Genomic DNA, 18,949 nt, shown 5'->3' on the forward strand with positions numbered 1-18,949 from the left:
TCACACAGTCCGATTCGATTGCTGTGACATCGGTTCGGCGCCGTCGCCACCGCCGAACCCTGCGGGAAGTCCCGGCGACCGCTGAGTGTGCCCGGTGACGGCGAACACCGAGGGACGCGGACGAGAAGCTGCGAGCGACCGGGCGGCGCGAAGGTCTGCCAGCACCGTCGCCGGTGCCGCCGAAATCTGCTCGGGCGAGTGACTGACCACGACGATGCCCTCCCGCTGCATGCGCGCCCGCCGAATGATGGTGGCCTCGTGCAGTTCCGGGGAGAAGTGATACCTCGGCGAGTCGAGCTCCCATGCCAGGGCCACGTCGTCGAGCCACCCCTCCGGGCGGGCGAGCCACTGCCCCGTCGCAGAGAGCACGTCGACGCCCTGCTGCAGTGGCGGAAGATCACTCGAGCCGTACAACATTCGGGCGTGAACCTCGGCGACGGAGTGCGCGTCTTCGCTGAGCTCCCGCAGTACCGCGCGCGGCACATGGCTTCCGCGGTGGCTGCCCGACGCCAGTTCGCGCGCCAGGTCGTCGACGGTGACGTCGCCGCGCTGGATTCCGTCGGCGAGCAGCGCACGACACCTGTCGGGTAGCAGGGTCCGCCGCGCCGCATCCAGGAGGCTGCGTTCGGGAGGTGCGAGCCGGAGCAGTCCACGCCGGACCGGGGTGGGCATCCGCCACGTCCGCTCGACCTTCACATACGCCCAGTCACGTCGATGGCAGACAGGCGGAACGAGCAGCAGCACATCGTTTCTCGACGCCGACCGGCTGTACCCGAGAGCGGTGAGCGCCGCGTGCCCGGACAGCATCGAGTCGGGCCCGCCGTACTCGAGCGCCGCCAGGTTCCGTTGCAGCGTCGTCGGCGGTCCGTCGTGCAGCAGGACCACGCCGGGCAGGATGCGCTGCCACGGGCCACGCTCACCGCAGCGGGCGGAGATGGTTCCCTTCGCGATGCCCAGCCGTTCCAGCTCGGCCGTCCGCACCACCGCGTCCCGGCTGATCGCGGTGATGGCAGAAAGGTCGTCGGCCCACATTCCACGTCGCATGGATCAGAGCATGCCGGACCCTGCCGGGGTCACCTCCGGGAAAGCACAGGTGGCACTTTTGCCCTGTGGATGAACCGGAAGTTGTGGATAACTCGCTACGGGCTGTCGTAGACACGCAGGGTGCCGGGCGACCACAGTCCGGACCTGGTGCTGGTGGCGGTGTCGACGGTGGCCGCGGTGGCGTCCGGGTAGTACCGGTCGAAACGCTCGAGCGAGCCCCAGTCCCGACCCCAGTCGTCCCGCATGTAGGTGGGGATGGCGGTGGCGCCTGCCAGCAGTCCGGTGAACCCGAGCGGGCCACCGTTCTCGGCGGACTGCCAGGTGTCGGTGGAGCTGACGGCGAGTGGCCGGTCGGGGAGGATGCGATAGTTCGGCATCTCCGCGACCCCGTTCTGGTGGTCGAACGGTCGCTGGCACGGGAATTGAAGCCCCACGGCCCAGTCGAGGAGAACCGGCTGCGTGCTGCCGATCGTCGAGTTGAGCGTGTCGAGCGTCGGAACCCGCGGCGGGGTGAACGCGAGCCACTGGTCGCCGGTGAGGTTGGGATCGTTCGCGATGATCCGGACCGCGTCGGTGTCGGGGGCGAGCTCGTCGATGGGGACCCGCAGGTTCCGCCACGACGGCGCGGGCCCGATGTCCTTGGGCAGGTAGGTGCCCTGGATCTGCACGGTGCCGTCGGGCTGACGCTTGCCGTACTCGACGAGGAGGGACTGCCCGTAGGTGGTGGCGCCGGTCGGGTCGACCGACCAGATACGTCCGGCGGCCGACATGACGACGAGCGGGGAGTTCTCGCTGCGCTCGGGAAGCGCGTACCAGCTGGACGACAATGTGGCCGGTTCCTGGACGCCTTCCTGGTAGCTGCCCATGACCGGGGTGGTGCTGGGGTCGAGTCCGAACGGCAGCTTGGCGGTGCTGCCGTTGACACCGGTGCGGCCGGTGCCGCCGCTGGTGCCGGCGCTGCCGCCGGTCTCGAAGCTGGGGCCGACGCTCTGGTTGTCGGTGTTGCCCATGCCCTGTTTGACCTCGACGTAATCGGCGGTGAGGTCGGCGGGCACACCGTTGGGGGAGAAGCCGGTGGGCGCGGCGCCGCCGAGTGGATCGGCGGGGTCGGCCAGCGGCGTCGTGGGGTCGGGGATGGGTGCGAGATTGCCGCCGTTGGTGTCGCCTTCGACGAGGACGTCCTCGGCGAGGCCGCACGTCTGACCGGCAACGGAGTCGAAGTTGGATCGTGCCAGCGAATACGCCGGGTATTGGGACACCGCGCCCTTGAGCAGGGAGACCACCTCGAACAGCACCATGACCCCGGCAATGACGGTGAGCGGTGCGGCGGCGAACTTCCTGATGCGCCTGCCCTTCTCGGTGTTGGGCCGGACGGGCGGCGCGGCGAAACCTTCGCGCAGGTACTGCCAGGCGGCGAGGGCCACCGCGAGTCCGAAGAGGACGAGGAAGAGGGTGTTCGACTCGCGGCCACCCAGCGACACCGTCTTGTCGAACCACGGCACCCCGAAGCTCGACACGTACCAGTACCCGTTGATGCCGGCGAAGGTCAGCGCGAGCATCAACAGCAGTCCGGCGAGGAAGATGGTGCGGTTGCGGCGCGATCGCAGCGCGGACGCCGACACCGCCACGGCGGTGAGAGCCGCGAGTGAACCGGCGATGCCCGCGTACGCCCCGAAGTGGTGGGTCCACTTGGTGGGGTTGAACATCATGAAGAAGATCGTTCCGAACACCACTCCGAGCAGGCGCCACGACGGTCCGGTGGCGGCACCGGGAATTCGCCTGCGCCGCAACAGAATGAACAGTGTGGTGAGCAGACACAGGATCATGGTGAGGAACGCGAACCGGCGAGCGACGGATCCGTCGACGGTCGGCACGAACAGGTAGTAGTAGCGCAGGAAGTCCTTGTACCACTCGAGGTTGGGGCCGATGAGAGTGCGGACCCGGGTGGCTTCGAGGACGGCGGCCAGGGTCTGATCGGCGAACACCACGACCAGGACGATGGTGCCGGCGGCGGCGATCGGCGCCAGCAACGGCAGCGTTCCCACCTGTCGGTGACGTTTGACGATGATGCGGACCAGCGGCCGGGTGCCGGCGAGGAGGGCGGCCACACACATCAGGCCGGTCGGGGCGGCCGCGAGTGTGAAGGCACCGATGAGCACGGCAACGGCTGCGGGCAGGAGCCGTCCGGTCGCGATCGCGCGCTCGATGGAGCACCAGGTGAGCAGCGCACCGAGGGCGACGATGGGCTCGGGACGCAGGCCGTTGTTGTAGGGCAGCCAGAACGCGAGGAAGACGAGGCCGCCGGTCCACAGTGCCACCTTGTTGCGGCGCACGGAGCGGCCGAGGCGGGGAGCCACCTCGCGGCTGATGACCAGCCAGCAGAGAATCCCGGCGATCAGGGCGGGCAGGCGAATGAAGGGGCTGGCCGTCGAGATCTTCGCCATCGCGGCCAGGACGTCGTAGTACCAGCCGAACGGCGCCTCGGGGACACCGAACCAGCGGAAATAGTTGGCCATGTATCCGGCGTGGTCGGACACCCGCGCCATCGTAAGTAGATATCCGTCGTCCGACGTGTTGGCACCGATGAAGTGCCAGACGACGAGGGTGCCGACGACGAGGGTGTCGAGGCCGGTGAACTTCCACCAATGCGACGGGAAGAAGTTGCGGTGCCCCCGTCCGTCCGTGCCGTCGAGTCTGCCGAGGGCGACCATGGCGATGGCCGTGGTGAGGAGGGCCACGATCATGGCGACAAGCTTGATCAGCGTGGGGCTCGACGAGAACCGTGAATCGACGTCCATCGTGAACGAGAGGCCGGCCGGGGCCGTGCCGTTCGGGAGATCACTGAAGACCCCGACCACCTGCGGCCGCAGGTCGCCGGTCAGCTGACCGGCGATGGGAACCCCGGTGGGGGTGCGGAGGCCGACGAACTCCGCCGAGGTGGTGTCGATGTCGGACGTGATGCGGATCTCCGAGCAGGCGCCCGACTGCACCTGTTCGCGCGGTGCCGTCGCGATGGTGACGTTGCGGTCGAGGACGTCGACGGACTTGTCCGACACGCGCACGAACATCGCGTTCAACGCGGCGCCGTCACCCTGCGCGGGTGCGGTCGAGAGCAGGATGCCGCCCCGCTCGGGCAGCTCCGCGACGGCGGAGCACGGGATCGTGGCCGACAGGGCGACCGGTACCTGCGACATCAGCGGTGCCTCGAGGTCGCTGACCTGGCCGTTCTCCGGCCAGTTGACCGTTGCGGTGCTCTGCTCCACGGGCATGAACGGGGTGGCCAACGCCAGCACCAACCCGATGAGGCCGGTGACGACGGCGACCAGACGAGCGGTCCGGTACTCGCCCCGTCGGTCCTGCCGGGCAGGCGGCGGGGCAGCTGCGGGTTCGGACACAGGGATTGTCACGGCGTCGGGCACGGTTGTCGATGGTATGTCAGGAACCTGAGGAGTCATATCGGCGGTTCCCTACGCCAAGCAAGAACTTACCCGTCGGTAACGAGTGTGCAAACTAGTAGCGAACGGGTCCTGCCGACCAGGTGCCGGACCTGGTGACCTCTTCCGTGTCCACCTCCGCCGGGGTCGTGGCAGCATCGCGCGGCGTGAACCGCTCGAGGGAGCCCCAGTCGCGGTCCCAGTCGTTCGACAGGTAGGTCGCGAGGGTGCTCGCCGACAGGAGCTGGTCGGTCCACCCCAGCGGGCCACCGCCGATTCTGTCCTGCCAGGCGTTCGTGGACTCGGCGCCGATGCGGTCGGGCAGAACCCGCCACTGCGGCACCTCCGCGACGCCGTACCGGTGGTCGAAGGGGCGCTGGCAGGGGAATGCGAGCCCGACCGCCCAGTCCAGCAGCACCGGATCGGTGGATCCGACCACCGTCTGCAGTGTCTGCATCTTCGGCACCCGCGGTGGAGTGACGGCGAGCCACTGGCCGGGGTCGGTATCCGGGTCCTCGGCGACGAGCCGCACAGCATTCGCGTCGGCGGGCAGCAACTCGAGCGGCACACGCAGGTTTCGCCAGGACGGCGACGGCCCGATGTCGATCGGATCGATGCTGCCCAGCGTGGCGACGGACCCGTCGGGGCCGGTGGAGCCGTACTCCACCTTCAGGATCTGCCCGGGCGTGACGACACCGTCGGCGTCGACCGACCGGATGCGTCCGGCAGCGGACAGGGTCACGATCGGTGCGTCGTCGGTGCGCTCGGGAAGGCCGTACCACCCCGTCGTCAGGGCGGCGGGCTGCTGTTCACCCGTCTGGAAGCTACCGAGGACGGGCGTGCGGGCGGGGTCGAGACCGAACGGCAGCGTGACGGTGCTCCCGTTGACGCCGGCGGTGGCCTCGGTGCCGCCGCCGGTACCGGAACTCGTGCCGGTGGTCGTCTCATCGGTGTCGGAATCGACGGTGTTGGCCCCGCCCTTGCTGATCTTCTCGGAGTCGGCGGTGAGGTCGCGGGCGATGCCGTTGGCCGTGAAGCCGTCGGCGGCGGTGGCAGCGAAGGCGCCGGCTCCGTCCGGGTCGGTGATCGGGGCCAGGGGACGCAGCAGTGCCGCGTTGGGGTCGGTCTCCACGAGTACCTCGTCGGCGAGGGCGCAGGTGCCGCCCGTCATCGACTCGATGTTCGCCTTCCCGATGGAGTAGCCGGGGTACTGGGCGACCACACCCTTCAGCAGCGACAACACCTCGAACAGGACAACGGCACCGGCGGCGATGGTCAGCGGTGACGGAGCCAGTACGCGGGCACGTTTCCCATCGGGCTCGGTGTCTTTCCTGTAGGGCTCTCGGACGTGATACCAGGCGGCGAGGAGCAACGCGAGCACGGTGAGACCGAGGAACAGGGTGGAGAAACCCTTCCCGGCCAGCATCGGCGGCTTGTCCCACCACGGAACTCCGTAGCTCGAGACGTACCACCAGCCGTTGGATCCGGTGAAGGCGACGGCGAGGATGAAGAGGATGCCCGCGGCGAACAGTGTGCGGTTGCGTTTGGAGCGGATGCTTCGGGCCCCGACGCCGACCGCGGCGAGCACGGCCACCGATCCGGCCAGCCCCGCGTACACGCCGAAGTGGTGGGTCCACTTGGTCGGCGTGAACATCATGAGCAGGAGCGATGCGAAGACGATGCCGAGAATGCGGCGTGACGGGCCGATCGCCGTGCCCGGCACCTTGCCCTTGCGCAGGATGAGCATCACGCAGAGGACGACGCAGAGCAGCATGACGAACACACCGAACCGGCGTGCGAGCGAGCCGTCGGGGGAGATGCCGAGCAACGCGTCCCAGCGCACCCGTTCGTCGAACCAGGCAACGTTGGGGCCCACGGCTGTCCGCACGCGGGTGGACTCGAGCACGGTCGCCAGTGTCTGATCGGCGAAGACGGCTACGAGCACAACGGTGCCCGCAGCGAGGACGGGCAAGATCTGCGACGCGAACCCCACGCGGTGACCCCGCGCGATGACGATGCGCAGGATGGGCCTCGCACCCGCGATCAGCGCGGCGATGCAGATCAGACCCGACGGACCCGCGGCGAGGGAGAAGGCCGCGATCAGCACGGCGACCGCGCCGGGAAGCAGTCGTCCGGTCGCGATGGCGCGTTCGATGGAACACCAGGTGAGCAGGGCGCCGAGCGCGATCACCGGTTCGGGGCGCAGGCCGTTGTCGTAGGGCAGCCAGAACGCGAGGAAGACCAGCCCGCCCGTCCAGAGGGCAGTCCTGTTGCGCCGCACCGCGACACCGAGGCGGGGAATGACTTCACGGCTGATCACCATCCAGCACAGCAGCGCCGCGAGGAGAGTGGGGAGCCGCATCCACATGCTCGCCGTGCTCACCTTGACGAGGGCCGCGAGAAGCTCGTACGACCAGCCGAACGGTGCTTCCGGCACCCCGAACCAGCGGAAGTAGTTGGCCATGTAACCCGACTGCTCGGACACCCGGGCCATCCCCAGCAGGTAACCGTCGTCGGACGTGTTGGCTCCGATCACGTGCCACAGCAGCAACGTCCCGATCACCACGGCATCGACGCCGGTGAATTTCCACCAGTGGGCAGGCAGGAAGCGGCGGGCGCGCCTGCCATCGATGCCGTCCACCCGGTGCAGCGCGTACAGCGACGACAGGGTCGCGAGGACGCACACGATCATCGCGAGAAGTTTCAGCAGAGTCGGGCTCGACGAGAACCGGGAGTCGAGGTCGACGTGCACGTTCAACCCGTCCGGGACGCTGCCGCGCAGGTCGGTGAAGATACCGACCATCTGCGGGCGGGCGTCTCCCTCGACCGACCCTGCAACGGGATCCGCGGTACCCGTCACCTCGGCGGACGTGCGCTGGTGGTCGGAGGTGACTTCGATCATGTCGCAGCCCTGCACCTCGGCGCCGGTCGCGGAGATCAGCGTGTTGCCCCGGGTGATGACCTCCACCGTGCCGTCGGCGGCCGCCCGCACCACCAGGCCGGCCGACTCGAAGTCGGGTGCGCCGTTCGGCAGCGTCGAGACCAGGGTGCCGTCGCCCTCGCCGAGCTGCGCCACAGCCGAACAGGGCACGGAGATTTGCATGTTCAGCGGCGCGTAGGACACCAGTGGGGCGTCGACGCTGCCGAGAACACCGTTCTGCGGCCAGTCGATCGAGGCGGCGTCCTGCTCGACCGGCAGCAACGGGATGGCGAGTGCCAGCACGAAACCGAGCAGGCCGGTGACGATCGCGATGAGCCGGGAAGTGCGGATGCTTCGAATGTCGGGCAGCGGCCGCCGCTCCGACGGCGAACGTGTGGGCTTCTCTGCTACTTCGGACGGCACACGACGATGGTAGGCGGTGACTCCCGGCGGGTGCTCCGTCCCCACGGCGTACCGGCCTCACGTCGTGCGGTGCACCGGAGGCCCGAGTCCGAGGCGGCCGACCGGCGTCAGGACGCGGCCATGCCTCCGGTCACCGAAGGGGTGAGGGAATCGGCCACCTCGTCGAGCGACAGGCCGAGGACCCGGGCCACTGCTGCGATGGTGAAGAATGCGGGAGTGGCGATACGTCCGGTCTCGATCTTGCGCAGCGTTTCGACCGAGATGCCCGCGTCGAGCGCGACGGTGACCATGCTTCTGTCTCCCCGGGTGGCGCGCAGCAGCTCGCCCAGTCTCTGCCCGCGTTCGAGTTCTTCGGCTGTCAACGGCACACGCACCATGTGCCATATAGTAATACCGGTATAAAAATTGCACACAGGTAAGGGTGGGTCGTGGTCGAGCTGAAGACGTCAGCCGAGGTGCAGGCGATGCGCGCGGCGGGGCAGGTGGTTGCTGCGGCACTGGCCGCGGTACGGAAGTCGGCCGCGGTCGGGGTGAGCCTGCTCGACCTCGACGCCCTTGCCACCGACCTGATCGTCGGGGCGGGAGCGGTGCCGCTGTTTCGCGACTACCACCCGAGCTGGGCGCCCTCTCCCTTCCCTGGATCTCTGTGCACGAGTGTGAATGATGCTGTCGTGCACGGCGTCCCGGGTCCATATAGACTCCGCGACGGTGATCTGATCAGCGTGGACTGCGGGGCGCGGCTGGACGGATGGTGTGGTGACGCCGCGATCAGTTTCGTCGTGGGCACGGCGGACCTGGCGGACATCGCACTGGTCGCGGCCACCGAAGCGGCACTGGCTCATGGGATTGCGGCTGCGCGTCCCGGAAACCGGTTGGGTGACATCGGTGCGGCCATCGGACTGTATGCGCGCGGCGCCGGTTACGGAATGCTCGCCGATCACGGTGGGCACGGCATCGGCAGGCGTATGCACGAGGATCCACACGTGCCCAACGAGGGTCGCGCGGGCAAGGGTCTGCTGCTGCGCCCCGGAATGGTTCTCGCGATCGAACCGATGCTCATCGCGGACGGCAGTGACGACTACCGCTGCGACGCCGACGGATGGACGCTGCGCACCGTGACGGGAGCCCGCGCCGCTCACAGCGAGCACACGGTGGCGATCGGCGAAGACGGACCGGAAGTGCTGACCCGCTAACCGCTTTCCCGTGTCAGTGCGCGGACGTCCCACACCCAGACGCCGTCCACAGGCGTCGCCGGCTCGCCGATGAGCAGGCGGACCGTCTCACGCAGAACGCGATCGTTGCGGGTATGTGGGAGCACCAGGACGTCGGCGTTCCAGAAGCGCAGATCCGCCAGCGCCTGGGTCCGCGTCTGCTCGTCGATGTCGGGCACCTTGCCGGACTTCTGCGCCGACGCCAGCAGCAGTGCGGTCGGGCGGTCGTCCGGCCCGTACTTACCCTTCGCATCACTGCCGGCGGGGCCGACGAAGTACCCCCCGGCGATGGGGAAGGCGAGGTCCTGCTCGGTCTGCCAGCGCAGCATTCGCGCATTCTCCGGTGACGGGAGTGGCACGGTCACCACCGATCCGTCGGTGACGTACTGCTTCCACGTTCCTTCGGCGAAGAAGTCGGGTGCGGTGTCCCGTTGCACGACGGCAAGGGGTGTGGGCGCCAACGGAAGCAGGGCGACGGCGAGCCAGCCGATCCACAGCAGAGTTATGGTTCGCTCCCCGGCCCGAGCGGACGCGAGGGCGCGGTCGGTGCCGAGTGCGAGGAGGAGCGCCGCAGCCGGGAGGCAGCCCATGGCGAAGCGTGACTCCAGAACGGATTCGAGGAGGGGAAGATGCGATACGTACTTCCACGGGAGTGGAATTCCCGTATCGGTTCCGCCGATGGTGAGGGTGGACCCGAGAGACAGGACGGCCATCGCCGCAACGGTCACGGTGGCTGCGCGCGCGAGCGGCATCCGCCACAACCACAATCCCGACAGCGTGAGAAGAATCAGGAGCGGCCAGCCGAAGTAGGCGTTCTCTTCGGTGGAGTTCATGCTGAACTCGGCTGTTCCCGGGGCTCCCGCCAGTGAGGAAGTGGGGAAACCGGTGAACGCCTCCGTGTCGTTGCCCACCGGACCGTGCTCGAGCGCGCGGTAACTGTCCGGCCCGAAGAACTGCCACCACAGGGGCAGGGCGGCGATGGACAGGGCGACGCCGCCTGCGATGGCGAAACCCTTGCTGCCCTTGCGTACCGACGTCACAGCGGCGCGGGGACGGGTCGCTGCGAACGCGAGTCCGAACACCGTGAAGGCCAGTGCATAGATCAGAAGTGGTTCTTCGCCCAGAAAGATCTGGTACGCGATCAGCAGGCCGAGGACGACACCGTCCCGCACCGGACGTCGTCCACTGCCGAGCCGGATCACGCCGAGTGCGATGAAAGGAAGGAGGAACAGGGCGACGAAGTTGGGGTGTCCGTTGCTGTGCGAGATGAGGGCGGGTGCGAATCCGCAGACGACGCCGCCGACGGCCGCAGCGAACCGCGAGGCGACGACGTGGCGGGAGAACAGCCAGTACCAGGCGATGGCCGTGCCGGACAGCCCCAGCGTGAGCGCGAGGGTGAACGTGACACCGGGGCCGAACAACAGGGTGACGGGCGCCAGGGGGATGCTGATGCCGAACATCGCCGTGTTGCCCATGAGGTTCACGCCGAGGGGATAGTTCTGGAGGTCGCTCGACAGTGGATTCTCCAGGTGCACCACCGAGTGCGCCGCGACGGCGAAGAACCATTCCCACATGGTCTGGTCCTGGCCACTGCGGACGAGGTAGCCGGTCCCGAGATGTTTCCACTGTCGAACCAGTACGAACACCGCCAGGCCGACGAAGAATGCCACCGCAGCGACATCGGCGGGGTGGGGGCGAATTCGAGAGCGTACGGGGCCGGGGGTCTCGGTGGGAGTGCTCAGGGACCGCTGCGGCGTTCCGACGTCGGTGAGTATCTCAGTCACGCAGGCGCGCCTCCGAATATCCGGGTCGATGTCGATCGACCGAGGGTACCGGAGGGTCTGATGGGGTATTCGGGGCGTGACGGCAGAAGTGTTGCCCATGTCACAGGAAGTTCATTTGTGAACTTCTGATCAATACGGGGATATTGTTCGCTTCCTGTGGTTACGCTCAGCTTGCTTTTTCGTATCGGTTGCAGTGCACTCTGAATGGGGTCGGCATGACGGACATCACCACATCTCGGTATGGATACAAACGGTTCACGCGCGCAGTGGCTGTTGCAGGAATTGCAGTGCTCGGCATGGTCATGGGCAATGGGACTGCCTCGGCAGGGGTCGACAATTCCAGCTCCGTCGTCGACGCCGGTGGCAATCGCATCGAAGTCCTCCAGGGAGATACCTCCTATCACACGGTTCCCCCGCTCGACGGCGTTCCGACGTCGGTCGAGTTCTTCCACGACGGCTACGCCGCGGTGAACATCACCGGGCCGAACGCCGCGGAGTTCGAAGACACGCAGCTCACTCTCGGCTATCAGATCGGCTACCCGGTGGCGCTCGCCGGTGCGACGATCGTCCTCAACACGCCCAACCTCGACTGGTTCATCGAGTCGAACAACGGAATCGATCTCTCGATACCGCTCGACGGGACATTGCCCGACGAACTCGGACTGAATGCCGGTACGGCCGCCGGTATCGGTGGCTCCATCATCCCGTCGCAGGAACTCGATATCGACCTCGAGCCGGGCGGCATCACCACCGTCCCATTCCTCGAAGGCCAGGAGTTCGACGGACCTTCCGCTCTGGTGCGGATGCAGGGTATGCACGGGTTCATCTCCGGTGCGATCGGTCCGGTCACCATCCGGCCGTACGCGATGGCCGTCACCGCGAACGGTGACTCGGTCATGACCTACGGTGTGCCGCAGAAGCTCAACTAGGCAGCACGCTCGATCGAGTGACTGTGGGAGGCCGCCGGACCGACGTCCGGCGGCCTCTGCCGTGTGGTCTGGACGACGACACCACTGGTGATCCACAACGACACCCCGATCAGTGCGAGGACGAACAGCGCCCAGTGCCCCACGTAGACACCCAGGATCGCCCCGATCGTCAATGCGAGTCCGGCGTGCACCGCAACCTCGCCACCCCCGGTGCCGAGCACATGATCTTCGGGACCGGAGAGGTCGCGCGGCGGCCTTCCTGCATCGGGCATGTCCGCTCCTCGCCGCAACCTGCATTCCCCTCGAAGGGCGGATGCTTCCGCTCCTGGACTGGGTGCGGAGTTCCCTCGCTCGAGCCGGGATAAACGCGGACCGACCGATCAGTTTCGTGTGACCACCACGAAGGGTCCGGCTTCGGACACCGTGAATCGGGGGTCGTCGAACAGTTCCTTCGGGAACGTCACCGTGTAGCGGCGAACGTTCGGATCGTTGGGGTAGACGTCCTCCGCGAGGCGCAAGGTGTACCCGTCGGGGCCCTGGCGGAAGACGAAGGCGTCGGGCGCGCGCCACGGCGATGCGTCGAGGGCCGATACCAATTGGTCGGGCGTGTCGAGTTCACTCCAGTCGGCGATGGTCTGTGCCCGACCGGCGAAGTCGGCCAACGGGTTCGAATAGTGGGACGTCAGTGCCTGGAACCCGAGATACGGGTAGAAGCTGAGGAAGGTGGTGTCGGCGGTCAGGACCACCGTGTCGTCACGTTCGCGCGGGATCTGTTCCTGCAGGAGTTGGTCCACCGCGGCGAAATGCGCGGCCGCACCGGGCGGACGTTTGTCGGCGCGCTCACCGTTGCCGTCGGTGTCGGTGTAGGCGACGGCGATGTCGGAATCGAGGTGCCGGGGAATGTTCTGGACGAAGGAGAGCCCGCCCAGCACGCCGATCACCAGAATCGCTCCACGAACTCGAGGATTGTCGCTCGTGGCCAGCAGGAGCCAGCCGGCGAACTCGACGAATCCGAACACACCTGCCGCACCGAGCAGGACGATCAACACCGGCTCGAGCCGGAAGGACAGGAGGGTGTTGCCGAGAGCGGCGAGAGCCATCGACATCATCGACCACACGTAGATGGCCACCACCCCGACCCCGAGCGCCTGCGCGCGACGCGACGTGGTTGCCCGGCCGACCAGCCAGATGGTCCCGAGTAGGCACAGGGCGCCCGTCAGCGAGAAGTGGATCATCGGCAGGGGGAGACGCGCACCCGCTTCGGGCAGGTAGTGCAGCGCAGTTCCCGACGCGGCAGGCGAGCCGTGGATCACTTCGAGGAGATACGGACCCCAGACCAGGAGGGCAATAAGCCCGGACACCACCGCCACCACGGCCAACCGGAGAAGCGGGTCGATCGCCCCCCGCCACGTCTTCTGCGATCGCACCCGGAGTGCGGCGGCGAGCACCGCGAGCAGGGTCACCGCGAAGGCGGCCAGGCCGAGGTAGAGCGTGTAGAAGGTTGCGGCGAGACCGAGGAAGAGTCCGGTGCCGATCACCGCGCCCCAGCCGCCGCGCCCGGACTCCCGGTGCAGCCCACCCCAAGCCAGAACGAGGGCGGGCCCGATCAGGAGTGCGATGATCGCCCCGTAGGGCTCGGGAGAACCGTATGCCACGACCAGCGCTGCGGTCGCGAGTGAGACGACGATCGCCAGGTCGTGCCGGATCAGGTTGCTCCACAACACGAGTGCCACCACGGCAGCCACGGCCAGCGACCCGATGGCGTAGGGCTTGAACGCTTCCCAGCCGTCCATACCGAGGAGGCCCGCGACCCGTCCACCGACCCAGAACCACCCCGCCGGGTAGTACGGCGGCAGGTCCGCGTACGTCATGTCGCGCAACGCGGGGGAGTCGGTGAGCCGTGTCAGGTACTCGGTGCGGAATTCCTGATCGACGGAGACGCCGTGGAGATACAGCCGGGTTGCGGCGAGCGGGAGGCCGAGCGTCACCGTCACGAACCCGGACAGGCTCGCCCACGACAGCAGCCTCGCGAACCGCACTGCCCGGTGGCGCCGCACGAGCAGCACCGACACGGCGATACCGGCGACGGCCAGTACCTGGCCGACGGTGGTGACAGCCTGCGTCACATTGGACGAACTGAAGGCCGGCCACTGCACTCGCGCGAACGCGACGAGTCCGACCGCCGCGACCACTGCGGCGACGACCGCCGCCGAAAACATCTCGGCGGCGGTCGACAGTGCCCGACGGGCGGGGGCTACGCGTGCTTCCGTCACGAGGGCGAAGCTTAGATGGGCAGCTTCTTGAAGATCGGTCGCGGGATGTGCCGCAGGATCATCATCACGTACCGGAAGGCGCCCGGCGCCCAGACCAGCTCCTTGCCCTTCTCCGCCGACGCGACGGCCAGCTTGGCCACGTCTTCCTTGTTCACCGTGAGCGGGGCTTCCTTCACATCCGCGGACATCCGGGTGCGGACCTGACCGGGACGGATCACGAGGACGCGGGGCCCGAACTCGCGCAGTGCCTCACCGAGGCCCAGGTAGAAGCCGTCGAGTCCGGCCTTGGTGGAGCCGTACACGAAGTTCGACCGGCGTACACGCTCGCCTGCGGCGGACGACATGGCGATGATCTGGCCGTAGCCCTGTGCTTTCATCTTCTCGCCGACCAGCACGCCCACCGACACCGCTGCCGTGTAGTTGACCTCGGCGATCTGGACGGCCTTGCGCTGGTTCTGCCACAGTTCCTCGGCGTCACCGAGCAGGCCGAACGCGACGATGGCGACGTCGACGTCCCCCTTCGCCCAGGCTTCGTCGATGACTTTCGGGTGGCTCTCGGTGTCGACGGCGTCGAAGTCGATGACGTCGACGGCGTTCGCTCCGGCAGCCGTCAATTGCGCCACTGCGGCGTCCCGGCCGGGGTCGCCGGGCAGAGCGGCGAGGATCACCCGCATCGGAGCCTTCTTCAGGTACTCCTCACAGATGGCGAGACCGATCTCGGAGGTGCCACCGAGGAGCAGGAGGGTTTGCGGGTTCCCGACGGCGTTGATCACAGTTCCAACCTTCTGGACATATCGGAGGCGAAGACATTGGTGGGGTCGTACTTGCGGCGGGTGGCGATCCACTCGTCGATCCGCGGGTACATGGAGTGGAAGGTCTCGGCGGTGGTCCGCGAATCCTTGGCGGTGTAGAGGCGTCCACCGAACTTCAGCACGCGCTTGTCGAGCTCGGTGACGAACTCGTTCAAGCCCGGTTTGATCCGGAAGTCGACGCAGATGTTCCAACCGGGGATCGGGAAACTCAGCGGCGCCTGGTTGCCCTCACCGAAGAGCTTGAACACGTTGAGGAAGGAGTGATGCCCCGACTTCTGGATGTCGCGGATAATCGCCTTGAACTCGTCGACTGCCTCCGGCGGCACCACGAACTGGTACTGCAGGAAGCCGTTGGAACCGTACGCACGGTTCCACTCCCCGAACATGTCGAGCGGGTGATAGAACTGCGTCAAGTTCTGCACCTTGCCGCGGTAGGTCCCGGACTTACGGAACCACAGCTCGCCGATCAGCGAGAAGTTGAACTTGTTGGCCAGCCCGTTCGGGAAGATATCCGGGAACGTCATCAACTGCGGTGCGTCGAACGCCAGCGGATTCTTCTGCAGCTTCTCCGGCAGCTGGTCGAGCTTGGCCAGGGAACCGCGGGAGATTGCAGCGCGGCCGAGCTTCGGCGGCGCCGCGATGGCGTCGAACCACGCGCTCGAGTACTCGTAGTTCGCCTCGCTGCCGTCGCTGTGCAGGGCGATCGTCTCGTCGAGGCTGCCCGTGACGTCGCCGTCGGCGATGAAGTACGCCGTCTCAGTGGGCGTCATCTTGATGGTCGCCCGGAGGATGATGCCCGTCAGGCCCATGCCGCCGATCGTCGCCCAGAACAGCGCGCCCTTGGGGTCGTTGCGGCCGCCCTTCGGTGTGAGCTTGCGCACCTGACCGTCGGCGGTGAGCAGATCCAGCGACACGACGTGGTTGCCGAAGCTACCCGCGCTGTGATGGTTCTTCCCGTGGATATCGGAGCCGATGGCGCCGCCGATGGTGACCTGGCGGGTGCCGGGCAGTACCGGGACCCACAGGCCGAACGGCAGGGCGGCCTTCATCAGCTGGTCCAGATTGACGCCGGCATCGACGTCCACGAGATGGGTCTCACGGTCGATGCGGTGAATGCGGTTCAGCGCATTCATGTCGATGACCAGGCCGCCGGCATTCTGCGCGGGGTCGCCGTACGAGCGGCCGAGGCCGCGGGCGATCACCCCGCGCTGCAGGTGAGAGGGCTTCGACTCGTTCTTCTCCGCGACCTGGGCGACCGCTCGAGCGATCACGTCGACATCGGGAGTGGACAGCACCTGCGCCGTGGTGGGCGCGGTGCGTCCCCAGCCGGTGAGGGTGCGGGTCTGTGTGGGGAGCGCCTGGGTGGGCGTCTCTTCTGCTGTCGTGGACATCGAGATAGAGGCTACCTGGCGGTAGGACCCACCGGCCCTGTGCGTACTTATCAACAGTGGGGGGTTAACAAGTACGCACGGGTGGTTACTCTCGTCGTCGTGTCAGAAACCCAGCCGAGTCACGAGCACGAACATCACGTTCCCCTCCCGGTCGAGATTCCCGTCACCGAGAACATCGCGGACGACGCACTGGACCTGAAGACGCAGATCGTGCGGTTCGTCCTGACCGGCGGGTTGTCGGCGATCGTCGACTTCGGCCTGTACTGGCTGCTCCTCGAAGTGGTGGGACTGCCCGTCAACGTGGCCAAGTCGATCAGCTTCATCGCCGGCACCACCACGGCGTATCTCATCAACCGCCGGTGGACGTTCAAAGCGGAACCCAGCCGGGCCCGTTTCGTCGCGGTCGTGATCCTCTATGCGGTGACCTTCGCGGTGCAGGTCGGTCTCAACTGGGTCATGTACCAGGCATTCCCCGACGAGTGGTGGCGCTTGCCGTTGGCGTTCGTCATAGCGCAGGGAACGGCAACGGTCATCAACTTCGTCGTCCAGCGCGCGGTGATCTTCAAGATCCGCTGACCGCCCGGACTCGAGACGGTGCCTGCGGTGTTTTCGTCGTGATCGAGATTGCATAACGACCCGGCGACAGCGGCTGCGCGGGTGGGATTCTCCTGCACAATCGGGCAATGCTCATCGTTCTCGATACATCGGCGGTCACGCGAGATTCGCGTTTCGAGACTTTCGTGCGCACGGCCGTGGACGGGGGTGTCCGGGTCGCGGTTCCCCGGCTCGTTCTCGTCGAGATCGCCGACCGGTACCAGCGAGAGTCGGCGGCGATGATCGAAGCGCTCACCGTCCAGGCCAGGATGTACGACCGGCTCGGACTGCGGGACGACCTGTCCCTGTTCGTCGATGTGGCACGTGCGAAGGCCGGTGGGTACGTGGTCGCCCTCGCCCGCGAATTGGAGAAGATCGGCGTCGAGGTGGTCGAGCCGGTGGGGTGCTCGCATGTGGAGATTGCCCAGCGCGCCGTCCAGCGCCGGCGCCCCTACCGGGAGAAGAAGAGGTACGACGGCTACGCGGCGACGGTGAACTGGCTGACCGTCCTCGATCTGGCCGATCGTCACCCGGACGGTGTCGTGTGGGTCAGTGCCAACGCCCGATCTTTCGGGGGCGGTGAGCCCTCGGTATGGCACGACGAGATCGCAGCCGAACTGCGGGAACGCCGACTGGACGGGCGTGTGTGGTGGGCCACCAGCCTGGCCGACGTGGACCTCCACACCGAGGACCTACCCAGCACGGAGCCCGAACCGGTCATCCTCGACAGTTCGGTGCAACCTCTGGTGCTGCCGGCGGAACAGTGGGTGCCGGCGGAACAGGAGCGCCCGGTTGTACCGAGCCCGCCGCCGGTCACCGTGCCGCGCCCACGCGCCGCACCTCAGCGCATTCCGCCGTCCGGGAAGGCAGACAACGGTGGGCGTCGCGGCCTCGGGAAGATGATCGGGGGGCGCACCCGGCGCGTGAGCATCGTCGAGGAACTCGACGACGTCGATTTCGGCTGACCCGGCTCGCTACCCGGCTGGTCACGACTCGATGCCGATGCGCCGATGTGGGACAAACGCGGCGCCCGATACTTCTACCGTGGAGAGACGCCCGTCAATGAAGACGGGCGTCGGCGACGAGGGAGCGGGCATGGATTCTGTGCCGAACGACCGCCACACACCTGCGGAACAGCGGATCGGGAAACCGACGGTGCAGTACCGGCCCGGTGCCCGACTCGCCGGGCCGAGTATGGAATCCCAGCTCCTCTACCAGGCCTGTCGCTGGTTTCTCCGCCCTGTCGTCCGAATGGCCCCGATCAACGAGTCCGCCATCCGCCGTGCGGCACTGCTCGACCTCGCCGCGGGAATGCGGCCCGCGTCCGGCATTCGCCGCCAGAAGGTTCGACTGCCCGGCTTCGACGCCGAGGTCGTGCGGGCTCCCGGAGTCTCGCCGGACCTGAGCGAGGGAGTCGTTCTCTACCTTCACGGGGGTGGATTCCTGTGTTGTGGCCTGAACACGCACCGGCCGGTGGTGGCGACCATCGCGAAACTCACCGGACTGCCGGTGATGCACGTGGGTTACCGGCAGTTGCCCGACACGAACATCAGCGGATCGGTCGACGACTGCCTGACGGCGTACAAGTGGCTGCTCGAGAACGGTGCCCGGGCGGGCGGGACGGTCTTTGCCGGTGATTCCGCTGGCGGGTTCCTGGTGTTCGCGACGGCGCTGAAAGCCCGTGAGGAGGGCGTCGATCTGCCTGCCGGACTCATCGGGTTGTCCCCGTTGCTCGATCTGGACTGCGCGGAGAAGTCGGTGCATGTGAACGCGGCCAAGGACGTGTTCGCGCCGATCGAGGCGCTCGTCACCATCGGGAAGCTCGGAGCCGAGGTCGACGGCGTGCTCGACCCCGCGTTGTCGCCGGTGAACGGCAATCTGGTGGGAATGCCGCCGTCGTTGCTGATCGCCGCGGAAGGTGAAGTGCTGCGTTCGGATTCGGAGTTGATGGCGCACCGGCTCAGCGCCGCGGGGGTGGCGACCACGTTGCAGATCTGGGACGGGCAGGTGCATGCTTTTCCGGCGCTGTGGCCGGGGCTGCCGGAAAGTCGTGCGGTGCTGCGGCGGATCGCCAGATTCGTGGCTGTCCGTGTCCGGCGTGACGACGGGATGGTGCAGGGCGCCACGGCGTGAC

General features: G+C 67.3%; 14 protein-coding genes. 5 read left to right on the forward strand and 9 right to left on the reverse strand.

The genetic code is table 11. The features are described 5' to 3' along the window. The 4 genes from GFS60_RS02215 to GFS60_RS02230 form a co-directional block, all read right to left on the reverse strand. Positions 1-1,044, reverse strand: a complete 1,044-nt coding sequence (locus GFS60_RS02215; protein WP_236603349.1) for a hypothetical protein — start codon at positions 1,042-1,044, stop codon at positions 1-3. Between the two features lie 95 nt (positions 1,045-1,139). Then, on the reverse strand, positions 1,140-4,463 hold the full coding sequence (locus tag GFS60_RS02220) for an arabinosyltransferase domain-containing protein (RefSeq protein ID WP_159918808.1): 3,324 nt from the start codon (positions 4,461-4,463) through the stop codon (positions 1,140-1,142). Between the two features lie 91 nt (positions 4,464-4,554). Continuing rightward, positions 4,555-7,821, reverse strand: coding sequence for an arabinosyltransferase domain-containing protein (locus GFS60_RS02225; protein WP_442972178.1), 3,267 nt, complete (start codon positions 7,819-7,821; stop codon positions 4,555-4,557). 107 nt (positions 7,822-7,928) lie between these two features. Continuing rightward, complete coding sequence (locus GFS60_RS02230) at positions 7,929-8,198, reverse strand: helix-turn-helix domain-containing protein (RefSeq protein WP_109326056.1); 270 nt, start codon at positions 8,196-8,198, stop codon at positions 7,929-7,931. Positions 8,199-8,249: 51 nt separating this feature from the next. Here GFS60_RS02230 and map point away from each other — a divergent pair, with 51 nt between their 5' ends. Beyond that, the gene (map, locus tag GFS60_RS02235) at positions 8,250-9,014 is read left to right on the forward strand and encodes a type I methionyl aminopeptidase (RefSeq protein WP_159918809.1); all 765 of its coding nucleotides are present in this window, start codon (positions 8,250-8,252) and stop codon (positions 9,012-9,014) included. Here map and GFS60_RS02240 read toward each other — a convergent pair. Next, positions 9,011-10,816, reverse strand: a complete 1,806-nt coding sequence (locus GFS60_RS02240; RefSeq protein ID WP_159918810.1) for a glycosyl transferase — start codon at positions 10,814-10,816, stop codon at positions 9,011-9,013. The genes map and GFS60_RS02240 overlap by 4 nt on opposite strands. A 215-nt stretch (positions 10,817-11,031) precedes the next feature. Here GFS60_RS02240 and GFS60_RS02245 point away from each other — a divergent pair, with 215 nt between their 5' ends. Continuing rightward, positions 11,032-11,745: an MspA family porin gene (locus GFS60_RS02245; RefSeq protein ID WP_159918811.1), complete on the forward strand. Its 714-nt coding sequence runs from the start codon at positions 11,032-11,034 to the stop codon at positions 11,743-11,745. Here the strand turns inward: GFS60_RS02245 and GFS60_RS02250 are convergent. The 4 genes from GFS60_RS02250 to GFS60_RS02265 all read right to left on the reverse strand — a co-directional run bounded on the left by GFS60_RS02250 (position 11,742) and on the right by GFS60_RS02265 (position 16,221). Next, complete coding sequence (locus GFS60_RS02250) at positions 11,742-12,017, reverse strand: hypothetical protein (protein WP_159918812.1); 276 nt, start codon at positions 12,015-12,017, stop codon at positions 11,742-11,744. The two genes, GFS60_RS02245 and GFS60_RS02250, sit on opposite strands and share 4 nt — an antisense overlap. 108 nt (positions 12,018-12,125) lie before the next feature. Next, positions 12,126-13,964 (reverse strand): galactan 5-O-arabinofuranosyltransferase, encoded by a 1,839-nt coding sequence (locus GFS60_RS02255; RefSeq protein WP_159926791.1) that lies wholly within the window; start codon positions 13,962-13,964, stop codon positions 12,126-12,128. A 65-nt stretch (positions 13,965-14,029) separates the two neighbouring features. Then, positions 14,030-14,791 (reverse strand): decaprenylphospho-beta-D-erythro-pentofuranosid-2-ulose 2-reductase, encoded by a 762-nt coding sequence (locus GFS60_RS02260; RefSeq protein WP_159918813.1) that lies wholly within the window; start codon positions 14,789-14,791, stop codon positions 14,030-14,032. Then, the gene (locus tag GFS60_RS02265) at positions 14,788-16,221 is read right to left on the reverse strand and encodes an FAD-binding oxidoreductase (RefSeq protein ID WP_109326061.1); all 1,434 of its coding nucleotides are present in this window, start codon (positions 16,219-16,221) and stop codon (positions 14,788-14,790) included. Before GFS60_RS02265 ends, GFS60_RS02260 begins: the two co-directional genes overlap by 4 nt. Positions 16,222-16,320: 99 nt before the next feature. Here GFS60_RS02265 and GFS60_RS02270 point away from each other — a divergent pair, with 99 nt between their 5' ends. From GFS60_RS02270 to GFS60_RS02280, 3 genes are all read left to right on the forward strand, one after another. Next, positions 16,321-16,797, forward strand: a complete 477-nt coding sequence (locus tag GFS60_RS02270; protein WP_159918814.1) for a GtrA family protein — start codon at positions 16,321-16,323, stop codon at positions 16,795-16,797. A gap of 107 nt (positions 16,798-16,904) precedes the next feature. Then, a complete protein-coding gene (locus GFS60_RS02275; RefSeq protein ID WP_159918815.1) occupies positions 16,905-17,780 on the forward strand; it encodes a PIN domain-containing protein in 876 nt (291 codons plus the stop codon). Positions 17,781-17,910: 130 nt separating this feature from the next. After that, positions 17,911-18,948, forward strand: a complete 1,038-nt coding sequence (locus GFS60_RS02280) for an alpha/beta hydrolase (protein ID WP_159918816.1) — start codon at positions 17,911-17,913, stop codon at positions 18,946-18,948. Position 18,949 lies beyond the last annotated feature (1 nt).

This window comes from Rhodococcus sp. WAY2 (assembly GCF_009859915.1).
GTDB classification, from domain to species: Bacteria; Actinomycetota; Actinomycetes; order Mycobacteriales; family Mycobacteriaceae; genus Rhodococcus_F; species Rhodococcus_F oxybenzonivorans.